The organism is Chitinophaga arvensicola, assembly GCF_900110835.1.
GTDB lineage: Bacteria > Bacteroidota > Bacteroidia > Chitinophagales > Chitinophagaceae > Chitinophaga > Chitinophaga arvensicola.
On record NZ_FOJG01000002.1, the window covers coordinates 3,207,862 to 3,224,082 of the forward strand.

At 48.7% G+C, this 16,221-nt stretch carries 15 protein-coding genes; 5 read left to right on the top strand and 10 right to left on the bottom strand.

All coding sequences use genetic code 11. The features are described 5' to 3' along the window. The first annotated feature begins 49 nt into the window (after positions 1-49). Positions 50-904, top strand: a complete 855-nt coding sequence (prmC, locus tag BMW79_RS29930) for a peptide chain release factor N(5)-glutamine methyltransferase (RefSeq protein ID WP_177192389.1) — start codon at positions 50-52, stop codon at positions 902-904. Positions 905-958: 54 nt separating this feature from the next. Here the strand turns inward: prmC and BMW79_RS29935 are convergent, their stop codons facing one another. From BMW79_RS29935 to pepT, 3 genes are all read right to left on the bottom strand, one after another. After that, positions 959-1,354: an ExbD/TolR family protein gene (locus BMW79_RS29935; protein WP_089902145.1), complete on the bottom strand. Its 396-nt coding sequence runs from the start codon at positions 1,352-1,354 to the stop codon at positions 959-961. A gap of 10 nt (positions 1,355-1,364) precedes the next feature. Next, a complete protein-coding gene (locus tag BMW79_RS29940) occupies positions 1,365-2,081 on the bottom strand; it encodes a MotA/TolQ/ExbB proton channel family protein (protein ID WP_089902150.1) in 717 nt (238 codons plus the stop codon). An 86-nt stretch (positions 2,082-2,167) separates the two neighbouring features. Continuing rightward, entirely contained in the window at positions 2,168-3,415 is a 1,248-nt protein-coding gene (gene pepT, locus BMW79_RS29945; protein WP_089902153.1) for a peptidase T, read from the bottom strand. A gap of 194 nt (positions 3,416-3,609) precedes the next feature. Between pepT and metE the strand changes: the two genes are divergently transcribed. Continuing rightward, entirely contained in the window at positions 3,610-5,901 is a 2,292-nt protein-coding gene (gene metE, locus BMW79_RS29950) for a 5-methyltetrahydropteroyltriglutamate--homocysteine S-methyltransferase (RefSeq protein WP_089902157.1), read from the top strand. A gap of 123 nt (positions 5,902-6,024) precedes the next feature. Continuing rightward, complete coding sequence (locus BMW79_RS29955) at positions 6,025-6,228, top strand: cysteine-rich CWC family protein (RefSeq protein WP_089902160.1); 204 nt, start codon at positions 6,025-6,027, stop codon at positions 6,226-6,228. A gap of 55 nt (positions 6,229-6,283) precedes the next feature. On the opposite strand, the gene BMW79_RS29960 is transcribed toward BMW79_RS29955, so the two are convergent. Further along, positions 6,284-6,712 carry an FKBP-type peptidyl-prolyl cis-trans isomerase gene (locus BMW79_RS29960; protein ID WP_089904439.1) on the bottom strand — a complete coding sequence of 143 codons (429 nt, stop codon included), beginning with the start codon at positions 6,710-6,712 and terminating at the stop codon, positions 6,284-6,286. A 103-nt stretch (positions 6,713-6,815) separates the two neighbouring features. Between BMW79_RS29960 and BMW79_RS29965 the strand changes: the two genes are divergently transcribed. Both BMW79_RS29965 and fmt read left to right on the top strand, forming a co-directional pair. Further along, complete coding sequence (locus tag BMW79_RS29965) at positions 6,816-7,982, top strand: exo-beta-N-acetylmuramidase NamZ family protein (protein ID WP_089902163.1); 1,167 nt, start codon at positions 6,816-6,818, stop codon at positions 7,980-7,982. 96 nt (positions 7,983-8,078) lie between these two features. Further along, on the top strand, positions 8,079-9,008 hold the full coding sequence (gene fmt / locus BMW79_RS29970) for a methionyl-tRNA formyltransferase (RefSeq protein ID WP_245752728.1): 930 nt from the start codon (positions 8,079-8,081) through the stop codon (positions 9,006-9,008). An 89-nt stretch (positions 9,009-9,097) separates the two neighbouring features. Here the strand turns inward: fmt and BMW79_RS29975 are convergent, their stop codons facing one another. The 6 genes from BMW79_RS29975 to hemG all read right to left on the bottom strand — a co-directional run bounded on the left by BMW79_RS29975 (position 9,098) and on the right by hemG (position 16,219). Continuing rightward, positions 9,098-10,045, bottom strand: coding sequence for a LysM peptidoglycan-binding domain-containing protein (locus tag BMW79_RS29975; RefSeq protein WP_177192390.1), 948 nt, complete (start codon positions 10,043-10,045; stop codon positions 9,098-9,100). Positions 10,046-10,323: 278 nt separating this feature from the next. Then, positions 10,324-11,745, bottom strand: a complete 1,422-nt coding sequence (locus BMW79_RS29980) for a methyltransferase RsmF C-terminal domain-like protein (RefSeq protein WP_245752730.1) — start codon at positions 11,743-11,745, stop codon at positions 10,324-10,326. A gap of 58 nt (positions 11,746-11,803) precedes the next feature. After that, a complete protein-coding gene (locus BMW79_RS29985; protein WP_089902173.1) occupies positions 11,804-13,270 on the bottom strand; it encodes an NAD(P)(+) transhydrogenase (Re/Si-specific) subunit beta in 1,467 nt (488 codons plus the stop codon). Positions 13,271-13,340: 70 nt separating this feature from the next. Continuing rightward, positions 13,341-13,652, bottom strand: coding sequence for an NAD(P) transhydrogenase subunit alpha (locus tag BMW79_RS29990; RefSeq protein ID WP_089902176.1), 312 nt, complete (start codon positions 13,650-13,652; stop codon positions 13,341-13,343). A 29-nt stretch (positions 13,653-13,681) separates the two neighbouring features. Then, complete coding sequence (locus BMW79_RS29995) at positions 13,682-14,812, bottom strand: Re/Si-specific NAD(P)(+) transhydrogenase subunit alpha (protein ID WP_089902179.1); 1,131 nt, start codon at positions 14,810-14,812, stop codon at positions 13,682-13,684. A 60-nt stretch (positions 14,813-14,872) separates the two neighbouring features. Then, the gene (hemG, locus tag BMW79_RS30000; RefSeq protein WP_089902182.1) at positions 14,873-16,219 is read right to left on the bottom strand and encodes a protoporphyrinogen oxidase; all 1,347 of its coding nucleotides are present in this window, start codon (positions 16,217-16,219) and stop codon (positions 14,873-14,875) included. Positions 16,220-16,221 lie beyond the last annotated feature (2 nt).

Sequence of the window (16,221 nt, forward strand, 5' to 3'; positions counted from 1 at the left end):
GCTATCCCTCGTTTGCACTTTTCCAGTAACCATCATTAAATTATTAATATTGACTATACAAACGGCCTTTACCTATATCACAGGCGCCATCGGTGAACTCTATGATGAACGCGAAGCGGCCAACATTGCACATATTATAATGGAGTACCTAACGGGTATGAGTAAACTGGATCGCATTGTCCACAAAACAAAAATCCTCTCCCCCGATCAGAAACAACGCCTCAAAGAAGCCATAGAAGCGCTGCAACGCCATGAACCGGTGCAATATATTACCGGCACCAGCTGGTTCTATGGCATGGAACTCCTGGTCAACAGGAACGTACTCATTCCCCGGCCCGAAACCGAAGAACTGGTGGAATGGATGGTACAGGATGCCGCACATCGCCACCGCCTGCACCTGCTGGATATAGGCACCGGCAGCGGATGCATTCCCCTGGCCCTGAAAAAATCACTCCCGGATGCGCAGGTATCTGCCATCGATGTGAGTGAAGGCGCCCTGGAAGTAGCCCGCAGCAACGCCGCCCGGCAACGGCTGGAAGTGAATTTCCAGCTCATGGACGCACTCAATCCTGCGCAACTGGCAGGTTTACCGGAATTCGACATGATCGTCAGCAATCCGCCCTATATCACACAAAGCGAACAAACCTCCATGCAGGAACTGGTCTGGGGCTTCGAACCATCACTGGCCCTCTTCGTTCCCGACAACGATGCCCTGTTGTTTTACCGCCACATCTCTGTGATGGCCCAATCCAGGCTACTCCCCGGCGGCGCCCTCTACTTTGAGATCAATGAGGCCCTGGGCAAAGAAGTGGTAGCACTGATGGAATCACTCGGATTCGCAGCGGTTACCCTGAAACAGGATATGTTCGGGAAAGACCGGATGGTAAAAGGTAATAAGATATAATGCAAAAGGCCTGCAGATCAGTGATCCGCAGGCCTTTCTAAAATAAATGACTGATTATTTGTGTGCGGTAGCCAGCACCACTTTGGCCCCCATCTCCCGGGCAACTTCCATTACACTCACCACATCCTCCACCGGTACCGATTTCTCCGCATTGATGACAATGGTAGGATCAATCTTTTCATTACCGATAGATGGCGCCAGTGCCTGTTTCAGGTGATCAAAGGTCACTTTGTTGGTACCCACAAAAAACTCGCGTTTCTCGTTGATACTTACTACCACCGTTTGTTTCGACTTCGTATTGCTCTTCGCTTTCGGCAGGAGCAGTTTAATCACATTCGGATTGGCCAGGGTGGAAACAATCAGAAAGAACAACAGCAGAATGAACAGAATGTCATTCAGTGCAGAGTTGTGCATTTCCACCTGTCTCTTATTTCGTCTGCGTAAATTCATGAGTACTGCTTTAACGGGTTGGTTCCTGCAAAATATCGATGAATTCAGCAGAAGCGCCTTCCATCTTGTTTACCACCTTGTCTATCTGGGCATTCAGGTAGCTGTAGCCGATAAACGCCACGATACCGATAATTAACCCCGAAGCAGAAGTGATCATCTTTACATAGATACCTCCCGCAATAGTACCCAGGGTAATATCTGACGTGATAGAGATATTGAAAAAGGTCTGGATCATACCCGCAATGGTACCCAGGAAGCCGAACATAGGGGCAATACCCGCTATGATAGACAGGATCACCAGGTTCTTTTCCATCCGGTAGATTTCCAGTTTACCCACATTCTCCATGGATTTCTCGATATTCTCAATAGGCTTACCAATACGCTGGATCCCTTTTTCAATCATACGGGCAATCGGTCCGGCGGTATTTTTAGCCAGCGAACGGGCAGATTGCATATTGCCGGTAGTGATCTGATCGCGGATCATCGGCATAAAGTTATCGGGCAGCCGCCCTGCTTTGCTGATAGTGATCGCTCTTTCCACAAATACATACACCGCTACCAGGGAGAGGAGCCCTAATGGAATCATCAGTACACCACCCTTCATCAACATGTCTATCAGATGAATTTCCGGTGCAGGAGCACCTGTAGCTGCAATCCCCTGCGCCACTGTATCAGCTTTCGGAAGTAATAAAGAATCCTGTAATAACGTAATAAAACCTAACAACATGAACTATAGTTTAACGGGTGCATAAGTAGAACACTACTATAAACGGTTAAAGTAATAAAATATTTGCGAAGTTGCTCCGCAATATTTTAGGCCTTCTCTTCCCAAACCTGTGCCAGATATACAATTGTTTGTACCGCTTTCTTCATATCCTGTATGCTCACATATTCATGCTTGCTGTGGAGCGCCATTTCACCGGTGAAGATATTAGGACAGGGTAATCCCATAAAAGACAAACGGGAACCGTCTGTACCACCCCGGATGCTCATCCTCAGTGGTTGTACACCGGCACGACGGATCGCTTCTGCTGCATTGGCCGTTACTTCCGGATGATTCACCAGCACCTCTTTCATATTACGGTACTGTTCTGTTACCTTCAACGTGGCCTTGGCTCCGTGATGCTTATCCAGCACCTTTTCCATGATCCGGCGCAGGTACATTTCGTGCGCTTCCAGGTTGGAGGTTTCAAAATCACGGATAATAAAATCTATTTCTGTTTTTTCTACGGTACCCTGTATACGAACGGGGTGGATAAATCCTTCCCGGTCGTCGGTGGTTTCCGGAGAAAGACCATCTTTCGGTAACGCATCTACGATTTCACCGGCAATCTTGATAGCACTTACCAGCTTGTCTTTCGCCGCACCCGGATGTGCACTGATACCATATATGGTGATCTTTGCACCATCTGCGGAAAAGTTTTCATCTTCCAGGGAGCCCAGCTCTCCGCCATCCATGGTATACCCGAAATCAGCCGCCAGCTTCTTCATATCTACCTTTTCTACACCACGACCAACTTCTTCATCGGGTGTAAACAGGATACGGATAGCGCCATGTTTTACTTCCGGATGCGTCATCAGGAAATGCGCCGCATCCATAATCTCTGCCACACCGGCTTTATCATCGGCTCCCAGTAAGGTAGTACCGCTGGCAGTAATAATATCATCGCCTTTTTTGCTCGCCAGGTAAGGATGCTCCTTTGCACTGATCACCACTGTTTCATCGTCCGGCAACGCAATATCGCCGCCATCATACTGCTGGTGTACAATCGGCTTTACACCGGTGCCACTGCTGTCGGAAGAAGTATCTACGTGTGAACAGAAACAGATCACCGGTACTTGCTTATCCGTGTTGGCAGGAATGGTCGCATACACATAACCATGTTCGTCCAGCTCAGCATCCGTAATGCCCATTTCCTGTAATTCCTTTACCAGCAGGCGGGAGAGATCTTTCTGCTTTTCCGTGGTGGGAAAAGTATTGCTCATGGGATCCGACTGCGTATCTATCTGTACATAACGCATGAAGCGCTTGTCAACTGTATATGAGTAATTTGTAAACATATTGCAAACCTAAGGAAAATCACCTATACGCCCCCGCCGTAGATTATTCTGTTTTACCATCTCTCACAATATCGCTTTCAGTAATTTGTTCTTTAAAATGCGTCTTTTTTAAGACAAAAAACCAAAATAACTTCAAATGATCGAACAAAGGACCAATAATAATAGGTTTGTGTAGAATAAAATACATCCTATATATGCTTACCAACATTCCAGGTTACCCCAGAATAGGTAGCCAGCGCGAACTGAAAAAAGCCTGCGAAAACTATTGGGCCGGAAAGATATCCCTGGAACGTCTTGAACTAACGTCAAGGCAACTACGAAAAGAGAACTGGACTGGGTTACAGACAGCAGGCATCGACCTGATTCCTTCCAACGATTTCTCCTGGTACGACCAGGTACTGGATATGTGCATCACCCTGGGCGTAATACCATCCCGCTTTAAAGCACTACAACAAACCTTTGCCAACCCCTCCTGCCCGGAGCTGTATTTCGCTATGGCAAGGGGTTACCAGAAAAATAATTTCGATATCACCGCCCTGGAAATGACCAAGTGGTTTGATACCAATTATCATTACCTGGTACCTGAATTCGACGCCACACAGGAATATTCCCTGCACCAGCCCAAATGTGTGGCCGAATTCAAAGAAGCCCTCAGCGAAGGTATCCACACCAAACCAGTGCTGATCGGACCACTCTCCTTCCTGTTATCCGGCAAAATAAAGGGAGATGACCTGAGCATGTCCCAACTGCTGGAAAAACTACTCCCGGTATACATCCAGTTGCTGGCTTCCCTCCAGCAGGCCGGCGCCACCTGGATACAGCTCGATGAGCCGTTCCTCGTCACCGACCTGACATCCGAAGTAAAAGAACTGTATCATCACGCATACACCACTATTGCACAAGCATTACCTTCCCTCAAAATACTACTGACTACTTATTTCGGCGGACTGGAAGACAATACCACGCTGGCTTTGGAGCTGCCGGCACAGGCATTGCATATCGACCTGGTACGTGCACCGGAACAACTGGACACCCTACTGGCCGCACTTCCGGAAGATAAATTACTTTCCCTCGGCGTAGTGGATGGCCGCAATATCTGGAAAAATGACTACGCTGCATCGCTGCAACTGATCCGGAAAGCTATTGCAAAAATCGGTGAAGACCGCCTCCTGCTGGGCACTTCCTGCTCCCTGTTGCATGTTCCCTATAACCTGGAAGATGAAACCGCACTGGATCCGGAAATCAGGCAATGGATGGCATTTGCAAAACAGAAAGTAGCGGAAGTAACAGCCTTGAAGCGCATCCTTAGCGGCGATGACACCTTGCTCATCGACAACGAAGCTGCCATGAGCGCCCGAAAAACGTCCATCCGCATTCACCGGCCCGATGTAAAAAAACGGCTAAAAGGCATTACCACAGCAGATACACAGCGTCACAGCATCTTCCCTCACCGGCAAAAATTGCAGCACTCTATCCTGCAACTCCCGTTGTTTCCCACTACCACCATCGGCTCTTTCCCACAAACCACGGAGATCCGGCAGCTGCGCGCCGACCTGAAAAAAGGGACCATTACAGAGGAAACCTACCAGGCTGATATCCGCCACGCCATTACAGAAACCATTTACCGCCAGGAAAACCTCGGGCTGGATGTACTGGTACATGGCGAGTTTGAGCGGAATGATATGGTGGAATACTTCGGTGAACAACTGGATGGATTCACCTTCACGCAAAACGGTTGGGTACAGAGCTATGGTACCCGTTGTGTAAAACCACCGGTCATTTTTGGAGATGTACAACGCCCGAAACCCATGACAGTAGGCTGGAGCAGCTTTGCCCAATCGCTTACCAGCAAACCGGTAAAAGGCATGCTCACCGGCCCTGTTACTATATTACAATGGTCATTTGTAAGGAATGATCAGCCGCGTATGCAAACCGCGATGCAGCTTGCACTGGCTATTCGCGATGAAGTAAAAGACCTCGAAGATGCCGGTATCACTGTGATACAGGTAGATGAGCCTGCCCTCCGCGAAGGATTGCCCTTACGCAAAGCGCAGCGCAGCGCTTACCTGGAGCAGGCGGTGAAAGCATTCCGCCTTGCCGTCAGCACCGTAGATGACGCCACGCAGATCCACACGCATATGTGTTACGCAGAATTCAACGATATTATTGAACATATTGCTGCCATGGATGCAGATGTGATCACCATAGAAACCTCCCGCTCACAGATGGAATTACTCGAAGCCTTTGCCAACTTCCGGTATCCAAATGAAACAGGTCCGGGGGTATATGATATTCACTCACCAAGAGTACCCGGAGTAGCGGAAATGGAAGCGCTTTTACACAAAGCAGCTACCTTGCTGCCATTACGCAATATCTGGGTAAACCCCGACTGCGGCCTGAAAACACGCAAATGGCCGGAAACAGAACTGGCACTGCGCAACATGGTAACCGCCGCAAAAAATGTGCGGCTGGCAGTGAGTAATTAAAGCGTGATAAGAAAAGCAGATAATTTACAGCCACAACAAAGCGAGGCAAACGACCGGTCATGCGGCGGGTACGGGCTCCCGCTGCAACGGTCGGAATACCCGCGAAAATCCGTAATTTTATGGATGGCCTGTCATGAAACCGTAACTTGTCCTCGGTGCGATCGCACCTTTGAATGCCGGGTAGGCACCATTCTGCGCTGTCAATGCCAGGATGTGGTGCTGTCGGAAGAAGAACGGTATTTCATCCAGCAGCAATATCATGGATGCCTCTGTGCAGATTGTCTACGCGATATGAAAACCGCTTTCCAGCAAGAAACACCCGCATAAAAAAACGGATGCAGGAATTAAATTCCGGCATCCGTCTTTTAAAAAAATCCGAATATTATGCGATTTCAACCAGTTCGAGGTCAAATACCAGATCTTCGCCAGCCAGTGCGTGGTTAGCATCCAGGGTGATAAATTCGTCACCGATAGCTGCTACTTTTACCTGGAATACCTGGCCCTGAGGGTTGCTCATCTGCAATTCCATACCTACTTCAGGATTCAGATCTGCCGGGATATTTTCTTTTGGAAAATCCATGATCATTTCATCACTTTTGGGACCATATGCCTGATCAACAGGGATATGAATGGTTTTCTTGTCGCCAACTTTCATGTCCAGCACACCATTCTCAAAACCTTTGATAACCATACCGGCACCTACCTTGAATTCGAGCGGAGCTCTACCTTCGGAAGAATCAAAAGTAGTTCCGTTCGTTAAACGGCCATGGTAATGCACCTTCACTGTATCCCCGTTTTTAACAGTTTGCATAAAAATTATTTGTTTAGTGTTAATAATTACGCGCAAGATACAAAAAGCAGCCATAATCCGCGCTTTTTGATACAGTCATCAACCTTTGTATTATCTTAACGGTATGAACCGTATGCTCCTTATCTGCCTCCTCCTTGCAGGATGCTTTTATGAAACTTCCGCGCAATATGCGGACCATGTATTACCTGGCGCCACACAAACCGCGCGTTACCTGCCACTCCTGAAAAACAAACGGGTGGCCATGATGGTGAACCAGACCGCTACCATCGACCAGACACACCTGGTAGACTCCCTGCTGAAACTGCACGTAAAAATCCAGAAGATCTTCAGCCCGGAACACGGCTTTCGCGGCAATGCAGGACACGGCGAGAAAGTAGCCAATGGCATCGATTCTGCTACCGGCGTTCCCATTGTATCACTGTATGGCCAGCACCGCAAAGCTACCGCAGCCGATCTCAAAGATGTAGATATCATTCTGTTTGATATCCAGGATGTTGGCACCCGCTTCTTTACCTACATTTCCTCCCTGCAGGAACTGATGGAAGCAGCCGCCGAAAATAAGAAAACACTGGTCATCCTCGATCGCCCCAATCCCAACGGCGATTATGTTGACGGCCCCATCCTCGATACTACCTACCGCTCCTTTATTGGCATGCAGCCCATTCCGATCGTTCATGGCATGACCGTAGGGGAATACGCCCGGATGCTCAACGGAGAACGCATGCTCTCCAAAGGCGTGCAATGCGAAATCAAGGTAATACCCTGCGAAAACTATAGTCACAAAACGTTCTATCGCGTCCCCATCAAGCCCTCTCCCAATCTGCCTAATATGGCAGCCATCAACCTGTACTCTTCCCTCTGCTTTTTTGAAGGTACAGTGCTCAGCCTGGGACGCGGCACCGACAAGCCTTTCCAGGTATATGGCTCTCCCCTGTTTCCGAAAACAGGCTACTCTTTCACACCACGCGCCAGCGCTATCAATCCTACGCCGGTGCTGAAAGACCAGCTGTGTTATGGCTACGACCTCAGCAACGCATGGGAAGCCACACCGCATGAAGGCAGAAAAATTGAACTGAAATGGTTGATCGACGCCTATCGCCTGTTCCCGGATAAATCAAAATTCTTCATTCCCTTCTTCAGTAAAGTAGCCGGGAATAATATCCTGCAACAACAGATTGTAAAAGGCCTCTCTGAAGCAGAGATCCGTAAAAGCTGGGAACCCGGACTGGCAAAGTTTAAAGTAGTACGTGCAAAATACCTGCTGTATTAATCGCAGCATCCCGCCAAAGAATATCTTCTGTTGCGGCGGGATCGCCTTCAACGATCCCGTCGCTAAAATCCCCGAAAGACGTTATTTTTGCATCCTATGAGTAAAGATCTTCGCATTGTCTTTATGGGCACACCCGATTTCGCAGTGGCGTCCCTGGATATATTGGTACAAAACGGTTTTAATGTAGTGGGTGTGATCACAGCGCCTGATAAGCCCGCCGGTCGCGGTTTACAGCTGCAGGAAAGTGCAGTGAAACAATACGCTGTGAGCAAAGGCATACCTGTATTACAACCGGAGAAACTGAAAAACCCCGGTTTCATTGCTGCATTACAGGCGTTAAAGGCCGACCTGCAGGTAGTGGTAGCCTTCCGCATGCTGCCGGAAATAGTGTGGAATATGCCACCGGAAGGTACCATCAACGTACATGCTTCCCTGTTACCCAATTACCGGGGCGCTGCCCCTATCAACTGGGCAATCATCAACGGAGAAAAGGAATCCGGCGTCACCACCTTCAAATTACAACATGAAATAGATACCGGTGATATCCTGTTCAGCGACAAAGTAACGATCCGGGAAGATGAAACTGCCGGAGAACTACACGACGCCCTCATGCAAACAGGAGCAGGATTACTGCTGAAAACCGTACAGGCCATCGCTGCAGGGAATGTAAAGGGAACACCTCAGGCGAATATTCCCGCAGCAGATATCAAACATGCACCTAAAATATTTAAGGAAACCTGTCAGATCAACTGGCAGCAGCCGCTGGACAGTATCTACAACCTGGTACGTGGACTAAGTCCTTACCCTGCCGCATGGACTGTTTTCCAGGGAAAAACACTGAAAATATACAAAGCCCGTAAAGAACATACCACGCCTTCCAAAGCGCCGGGCGACTTTGATACCGATCAGAAAACTTATATTAAAATAGCCGCAGCGGATGGTTATCTCTACCTGGATGAAATTCAGCTGGAAGGCAAGAAGAGAATGGATGTGGAAGCATTCCTGCGGGGCTATCGTTTCGTGTAACTACTATCGTCTTAAAATGATTCCGGGGAGATGAAAGCAACATGGCTGCTTTCATCTCCCCGGATTTTTTATCGGCTGCAATAACGTAATTAATCTTCGTAACTCAGTTCGCAATAGAACTTCGTTTCATTGCTACCCAATGCCTGCATGGCGCTGTCGCTCAGCTTGATGATCAGCCCTGCATTGGATTTCATCTGTGGTATCACATCCAGCACTTTCGCATATACCGCTTTACCGTTCAGCGGGTTGGTGACCTTGATGATGGTACCACGCGGGGCCGTGTTGTGCAGGGCATAGTATTTACCCACCGCATTGCTCTTGAACCAGGTACCAGGACCTTTTTCAGAGGTTGCCTTTTTACCGTTGTTGGTCTGCTGACCATACAATTGTTCAAAATCAGTACTGCTGCTCACAGGTGTGGATTTAACTGGCGCCGGAGGAGCAGGTGCATCAACCACCTCTGTTACCGGACGTGATTCCGGTTCTTTGGCAGTTTCTTTAACCGGAGGCGGCGGTGGTGGCGGCGTAGCTGTTACAACCGGTTCGGCTTTCTCCTTTACTTTCTCCGGACGTGGAGCCGCTTCACCAGCAGCACCGGCGGCTTTTACGAAACCGATGATCACGTAACTGTCTTTTTTCAGGCCATCTCCCGAAAAACTATTCCACTGGCGGATATTATCCAGCGGCACTTTATTGTAGTTCACACTTACACGATACAATGTTTCTTTCTCAGATACACGGTGATATACCGGTTTGCCGGCAGCATCGGCCTTCTGGGAAAAGTTGGCAGCCGTAAGTGGAATATGCAGCTTATGTCCCAGCTGTAAACCCTGATCCATGCTCACTTTATTCGCAGCTGCAATTTCTTTTGGCGGCAGTCCGTACGCACGGCTGAGGCTATAAAAATTTTCTCCTTTCTTAACAACATGGGATATGTAGAGAGCGGGCGAAGTACCTTGTACCTCCAGCGTGTCCTGCGCCTGTACCGCCACTGCACTCGAACCAAACAAGACGATTGATAGAATCGATTTTATCATACTAACTCTGTTTATGATGGATGTTCTGACTACTGCTTTTTTCCGTTGAATGACCATGACCGGAAAATGTATTAATTCGATATGACAGCATCAAAATATCTAAAATTTTTATCTGCTATTTCGGGCAACGAATATATGCGTTAAAATTGACAAAATTATTTAATACCCTAACGGAGAAATCAGTTTTTTGTTGTGACAGCAGGCATATTGTCTATGCCGCCTGCTCATTCCCAAAATACCCGTTGGCAGTGTGTTTCAAAGTTGGTATCTCTTTTCCTTTACAAGCCTGTAATTTCTTTCAGGATGCGCAGTTCTTTCGGGTAGTAGTTGTTCATGCGGTTGGGCAAAAATTTCGCCCACCCCAGGTTCATCCCGCCGTAGGTTACCAGTGACCATCCACGTACCCGTGTACTGATGCCCGGATCTTCCTTCCGCAGGTATTGTAACGCCTGTTTCAGGTCCAGCGCTACCGCAGGAATTTCGTCGGATATTAATGTGCTGGCAGCCAGCTGATGATCCGGAATCAACTCCTTTGCTCCCGGATGTCCTGCTTTCACGCCCGCCTTGCGAATATACAATTGTTGCTGTAACAATGGTATTTCTGCTGCCAGCAATGGCGGCAGTAACAATACTTCTTCCTGGTGCAGGAAATACTGGTAATCTGCCGGCATATTCAGCCAGGGCGATACCACTTGTTGCTGCTTCGGTGAAAGTACCATCGATTTATGCTGTTTGGGTTTGCGGGGCGCTTCCCCGCTGCGCTTGCGGAATGCTGCTATAAAAAATCCTTCCCCCTTCAGTTGGTCGGGGTAAAAACGGTAGCCCGTACAATTTCGTTTGCCCGTTACCGTAGTCACTATATTCCAGGATGCTTCCAGTGGAACCGGGATACTTTCCAGTTCAAAATGATCTGCCAGCCAATCCAGGATCTGTTCATCTTCTTCCGCAGAGAAAGAACAGGTGGAATAAATCACTACACCACCTTCTTTTACCGAAGGCAATACATCCGCCATAATCCGCTGCTGACGCTGACTACACAGGGTTACATTTTCCGGCGACCACTCCTCCACCAGTTCCGGATCGCGCCGGAATAAACCGGAACCGGAACAGGGTGCATCCACTACTACCAGGTCGAAATAACCCGGCAGCCGGGAGAAATCGCGGGGATCATTATTGCTTACTACCACATTCGCCGCGCCCCATTTGATGATATTATCTGCCAGCAGAGCCGCACGGGGCTTGATCACTTCATTGGCTACCAGTAAGCTTTCCCGGCTGATCAATGATTGCAGCAGGGTGGATTTACCGCCTGGCGCCGCGCACAGATCCAATACTTTCAGGGGTTGCGTCAGATCTACCGTTGCCCGTACCGCCTGCTCCAGGAACATCGACGAAGCTTCCTGCACATAGTAAGCGCCCGCATGAAAATAAGGATCAAAAGTAAAAGAAGGCCGCTCCGGCAAATAGTATCCCGTACTGCTCCAGGGCACGGCAGTAGCACCGTTGGGCGATAAAGCCTGCAACACAGCGGCAGTGCGCTCAGGCGTTGTTACTTTATTGGGATTCAATCTGAGTGAAGTAATTTTTTCGGCGGCGGCGTGTACCCGCTCGAATGTGTCCCGGTGATAACCCGGAAGTCCCGCTAACGAATCTAGTAGCGCTGCTGGTAAGTGACTGGACAAAGGAAAAATTTTCCGCAAAAATAATGGATTTTTGCGTTTTCAGAATCACCTTTTACGATCGTTTTCCGGGAAATAATTACACCTCCTTAATGGCTCCCAGCAGGTCTTGCAACACTTTTTTTGCATCGCCGAACAACATGGAGGTTTTGGGTTGAAAAAAGAGATCGTTTTCAATACCGGCATATCCCGGTTTCATGCTGCGTTTATTCACTATCACTACTTTCGCATTCTCCACTTCGAGTATAGGCATTCCGTAAATAGGACTGGCAGGATCATTCTTAGCCGCAGGATTCACCACATCATTGGCACCGAGGATCAGCACCGCATCTGTAGTGGGAAATTCGGCGTTGGCATCTTCCATTTCCAATAACTTTTCATAAGGTACATCTGCTTCCGCCAGCAACACATTCATATGACCAGGCATACGGCCGGCCACCGGATGGATCGCATATTTCACTTCCACCCCCTTGTCTTCCAGTTGCTTCTCCAACTCATGACACGCATGCTGCGCCTGAGCTACCGCCAATCCGTATCCCGGCACAATAATCACTTTATTCGCGTAGGCCAGCACCACTGCGGCATCATTCAGACTGATTTCCTTGTAACTTCCCTGTTCTTTTCCTGCCGCCGCAGCGCCTGTAGCACCACCTCCAAATGAGCCTATCAGCACATTTTTCAGGGAACGGTTCATGGCCTTGCACATCAGGATCGTAAGAATAGTACCGGCAGAACCTACCAGGATACCACCCGTGAGCATCACCGGGTTGCTGTATAAAAAACCGCCACAGGCAGCGGCTACACCTGTAAAGGAATTGAGCAGTGAAATTACGACCGGCATATCCGCACCACCAATAGGCAACACGAACAATACACCATAGAACAACGCCAGCAGAAAGATCACGTAGAAAATAATGGATCCCGTAGCAGGAGCCGTGGGAAAAATGACTGTCAGCCATACCGACAATCCTATCAATAACGCCAGCACGCCGAGATTGAGAAAATGCTGACCACCGAAAGAAAAATCCTTGACTTTCCCGGTCAGTTTTCCCCACGCGATGATACTACCAGCGCAGGAAACCGCGCCAATGATCAGGCTGAGCAGAATAATCACCACGATTCCTCTGGATGCCGTCGTTTCCAGTAATTGCAACACCAGGTGATCATCTGTGACCGGTGCATAGAGATTTTTTATCAGCTTGATAATATGATCAAATTCCACGATGGAAATCAATGCCGCACAAGCGCCTCCCATTCCATTGAACATACTCACCATTTCAGGCATGGCGGTCATCTTCACTTTCTTCGCTGACAATACGCCAATCACACCACCAATCGCTAATCCCGCGAAGATCCAGCCATAATTATGCAGGGGAGCATCATTTACCCGGTAGAGAAAGATAGTGCCCAGGATGGCCAGCGACATTCCGGCAGCCGCTACCAGATTGCCTTTGCGGGCAGTATCCGGTTTGCTCAACATTTTTAGTCCGAGGATAAAAGTAACAGAGCCAATCAGGTAGATAATTGATAAAATGCTGGATCCCATAAGTATTATGCTTTTAGCCGTTAGCTGATAGTTGCCTGCCATTCACCTTTACGGTGAACCGCTTCACTCCCTATTTCTTTTTTCCTTTGAACATTTCCAGCATACGGTCGGTCACCACAAAACCACCCACCACATTGATCGTACCCAGGATCACCGCCAGGAAGCCGATGATCAGCGCCAGATAATTATCTGCTTCCGCTTTCCCCATCACAATGATAGCGCCGATGATCACCACGCCATGAATGGCATTGGCGCCGCTCATCAGGGGTGTATGCAATACCGATGGTACCCTTGAAATAACTTCGATCCCTAAAAAAACCGACAGGATAACGATGTAGATAAGATCGATATGCTGGTGAAGAAATGATAAGATATATTCCATGTCAGACGGGTATTTTTCGGTCATAAGAACTACGCAGGCTGCATCATACCCTTCACACGATCATTCACAATTTCGCCGTTGTGGGTAATACAGGCGCCCTTCACAATATCATCTTCAAAATTCAGGTGCAGGCCCCCTTCTTTCGTAAGTATCAGTTTCAGAAAATTGAAGAGGTTTTTTGCGTATAATTTGCTGGCATCTGCGGGCATGGTGGCGGGCAGGTTAGAGTTACCGATAATCGTAACCCCTTTATAATGCACGGTTTCATTATTCTTTGTGGCACTGGTATTTCCACCGGTTGCAGCTGCGATGTCTACAATTACGGCGCCGGAACGCATCCGGTCCAGCATATCGTTGCTCACCAGCACCGGCGCAGCTTTGCCCGGGATCTGTGCGGTGGTGATCACAATGTCTGCTTTGGCAATACTTTCTGCAATCCGTTGTTGCTGTTGCTGCTTGTAGGTTTCGCTTTGCTCCACCGCATAACCGCCTGCGGCAGAAGCATCGGCAGCGCCTTCCACTTCCACGAATTTGGCGCCCAGGCTCATCACTTCTTCTTTCACAGCAGGACGGGTATCAAATACTTCTACCACTGCACCAAGACGGCGGGCAGTAGCTATGGCCTGTAAACCCGCTACACCGGCTCCCAGTATCAATACTTTTGCCGGTGCAATGCTACCGGCAGCCGTCATAAACATGGGGAAATAACGGGAATAACTATACGCTGCCAGCAATACCGCTTTGTAACCGGCGATATTGGCCTGCGAACTCAGCACATCCATCGTTTGTGCACGCGTGGTACGCGGAATCGTATCTAAACTGAAAGCGGTAATATTTTTGGCGGCCCAGTCTTCCACTTCATGTACGCGGTAAAGCGGCTGTAAAATACCGGCTATGATTTTTCCGGAGGGAATCTGTGCAGTCAGTTCAGGGGAAGGAGGCTGCAGCGTGAGGATCATATCTGCTCCTGCAAGAATTTCTGCTGCTGTTTTCACCTGTGCACCTGCCTGCACATAGGCGTCGTCGTTATAGAAGGCGTTGTCGCCGGCTCCCTGCTCCACCCACACGGTTACCGACATTTGCTGCAGTTGCTTTACTACTTCAGGGACAAGAGACACCCTGGTTTCGCCGTTTTTTTCTTTTAAAATTCCTGCAATCATCTGGTGGAAATTTATAATGGAATTTAAAGAAAAAACGGCAACAACGAACTATTTTTCTGTTTAATTTTTCTTCAGGGAAGCCGCCAATGTAGCAGCATGTTGCAGTAAAGCCGGGATGGCTACGCCTTGCAGGTAATTCCCGCTGATATGGATACCGGGATATTTTTTTTCAAAATCAGCCACCGCACTCCGCAACCTGATATGTCCCACATTCAATTGCGGGATCGCTTTGGGCCAGGTGCTAAACCGCTGCATCACCGGTGGTGCAGACAAATTCAACAAGGAACGTACTTCTGAAACCACCTGCTGTTGCAGGGTTTCCTCACTCATTTCATCAAACAACCGTTCCTGTCTTGCTCCTCCCACAAATACAGTAAACAGGATCTTTCCTGCCGGCGCCTTTTCCGGGAAGATAGCGGAGTTGCAGATTGCCCCCAGGAAATGCATCTTCTCTGCGTTGGGCACCAGGAAACCGAAACCATCCAGTGGCTGTGGCAGCGCAGCGGCATCAAAACCCAGATGCAGTACACCCATCCGGGGATAATGAATGTTGTTCAGCATCGCTGCTGTAGCCGTATCCAGTGTGGTAATAATTTCTGCGGTGCAGTAGGCTGGACTCGTCAGTATTACTTTAGACGCAGTGAAACGCTCAGATAGCCCGTTTTCAATAACACTCACGATATAATTACCATTGCTGGCAGTAATACCGGTGACCTTACAATTGAAACGGACCGGTGTGGTCAGTAATTGCTGCAAACGGTTGGTAAGTTGCTGGTTGCCGCCCTTGAAGCTGATAATTTTACGGCCGCCCATAGCGCCTTTATCTTTCATCAGCCCTTTGGTCACACTACCGTATTCCCGCTCCCACCGGGGCAATGCAGGTAATACTTCTCCCACACTCATCAGGTCCGGGTTACCGGCGTAGATGCCTGATAACACCGGATCAAATACATATTCTGCAATCTCTTTATTAAATCTGCGGGTAACAAAGGTCGTTACACTCTCTTCTTCCGCTGCTGGCAAGGCTTTCCGGAAACGCTCCGTAAACAGCCGCCATTTGCTGCTGCGGCTCAGATAAGGAGAGCCCATAATCTTGAATGGATGTGGCGATACCGCGTGTAACTGTTTCCTTCTTACCAGGAAACGGTTTTTACTGGCGGCACTGGCCTGCAGGATCTCATTTTCAAGCCCCAGTTCCTGGAAGTATTGTAATAATTCGGGAGATGCTGCTATGGTGTTCGCACCGGCATCGAGTTCGAAACCGTTTTCCCGTATAGATTTCATGACACCACCGCTATGATCCGAAACCTCAAGTACCTGGTAAGGCACCTGCAGTTTCTGTAATTCATATGCAATACTCAGCCCTGATAAGCCGGCGCCGATAATCAATACAGGTTGATCAGACATAG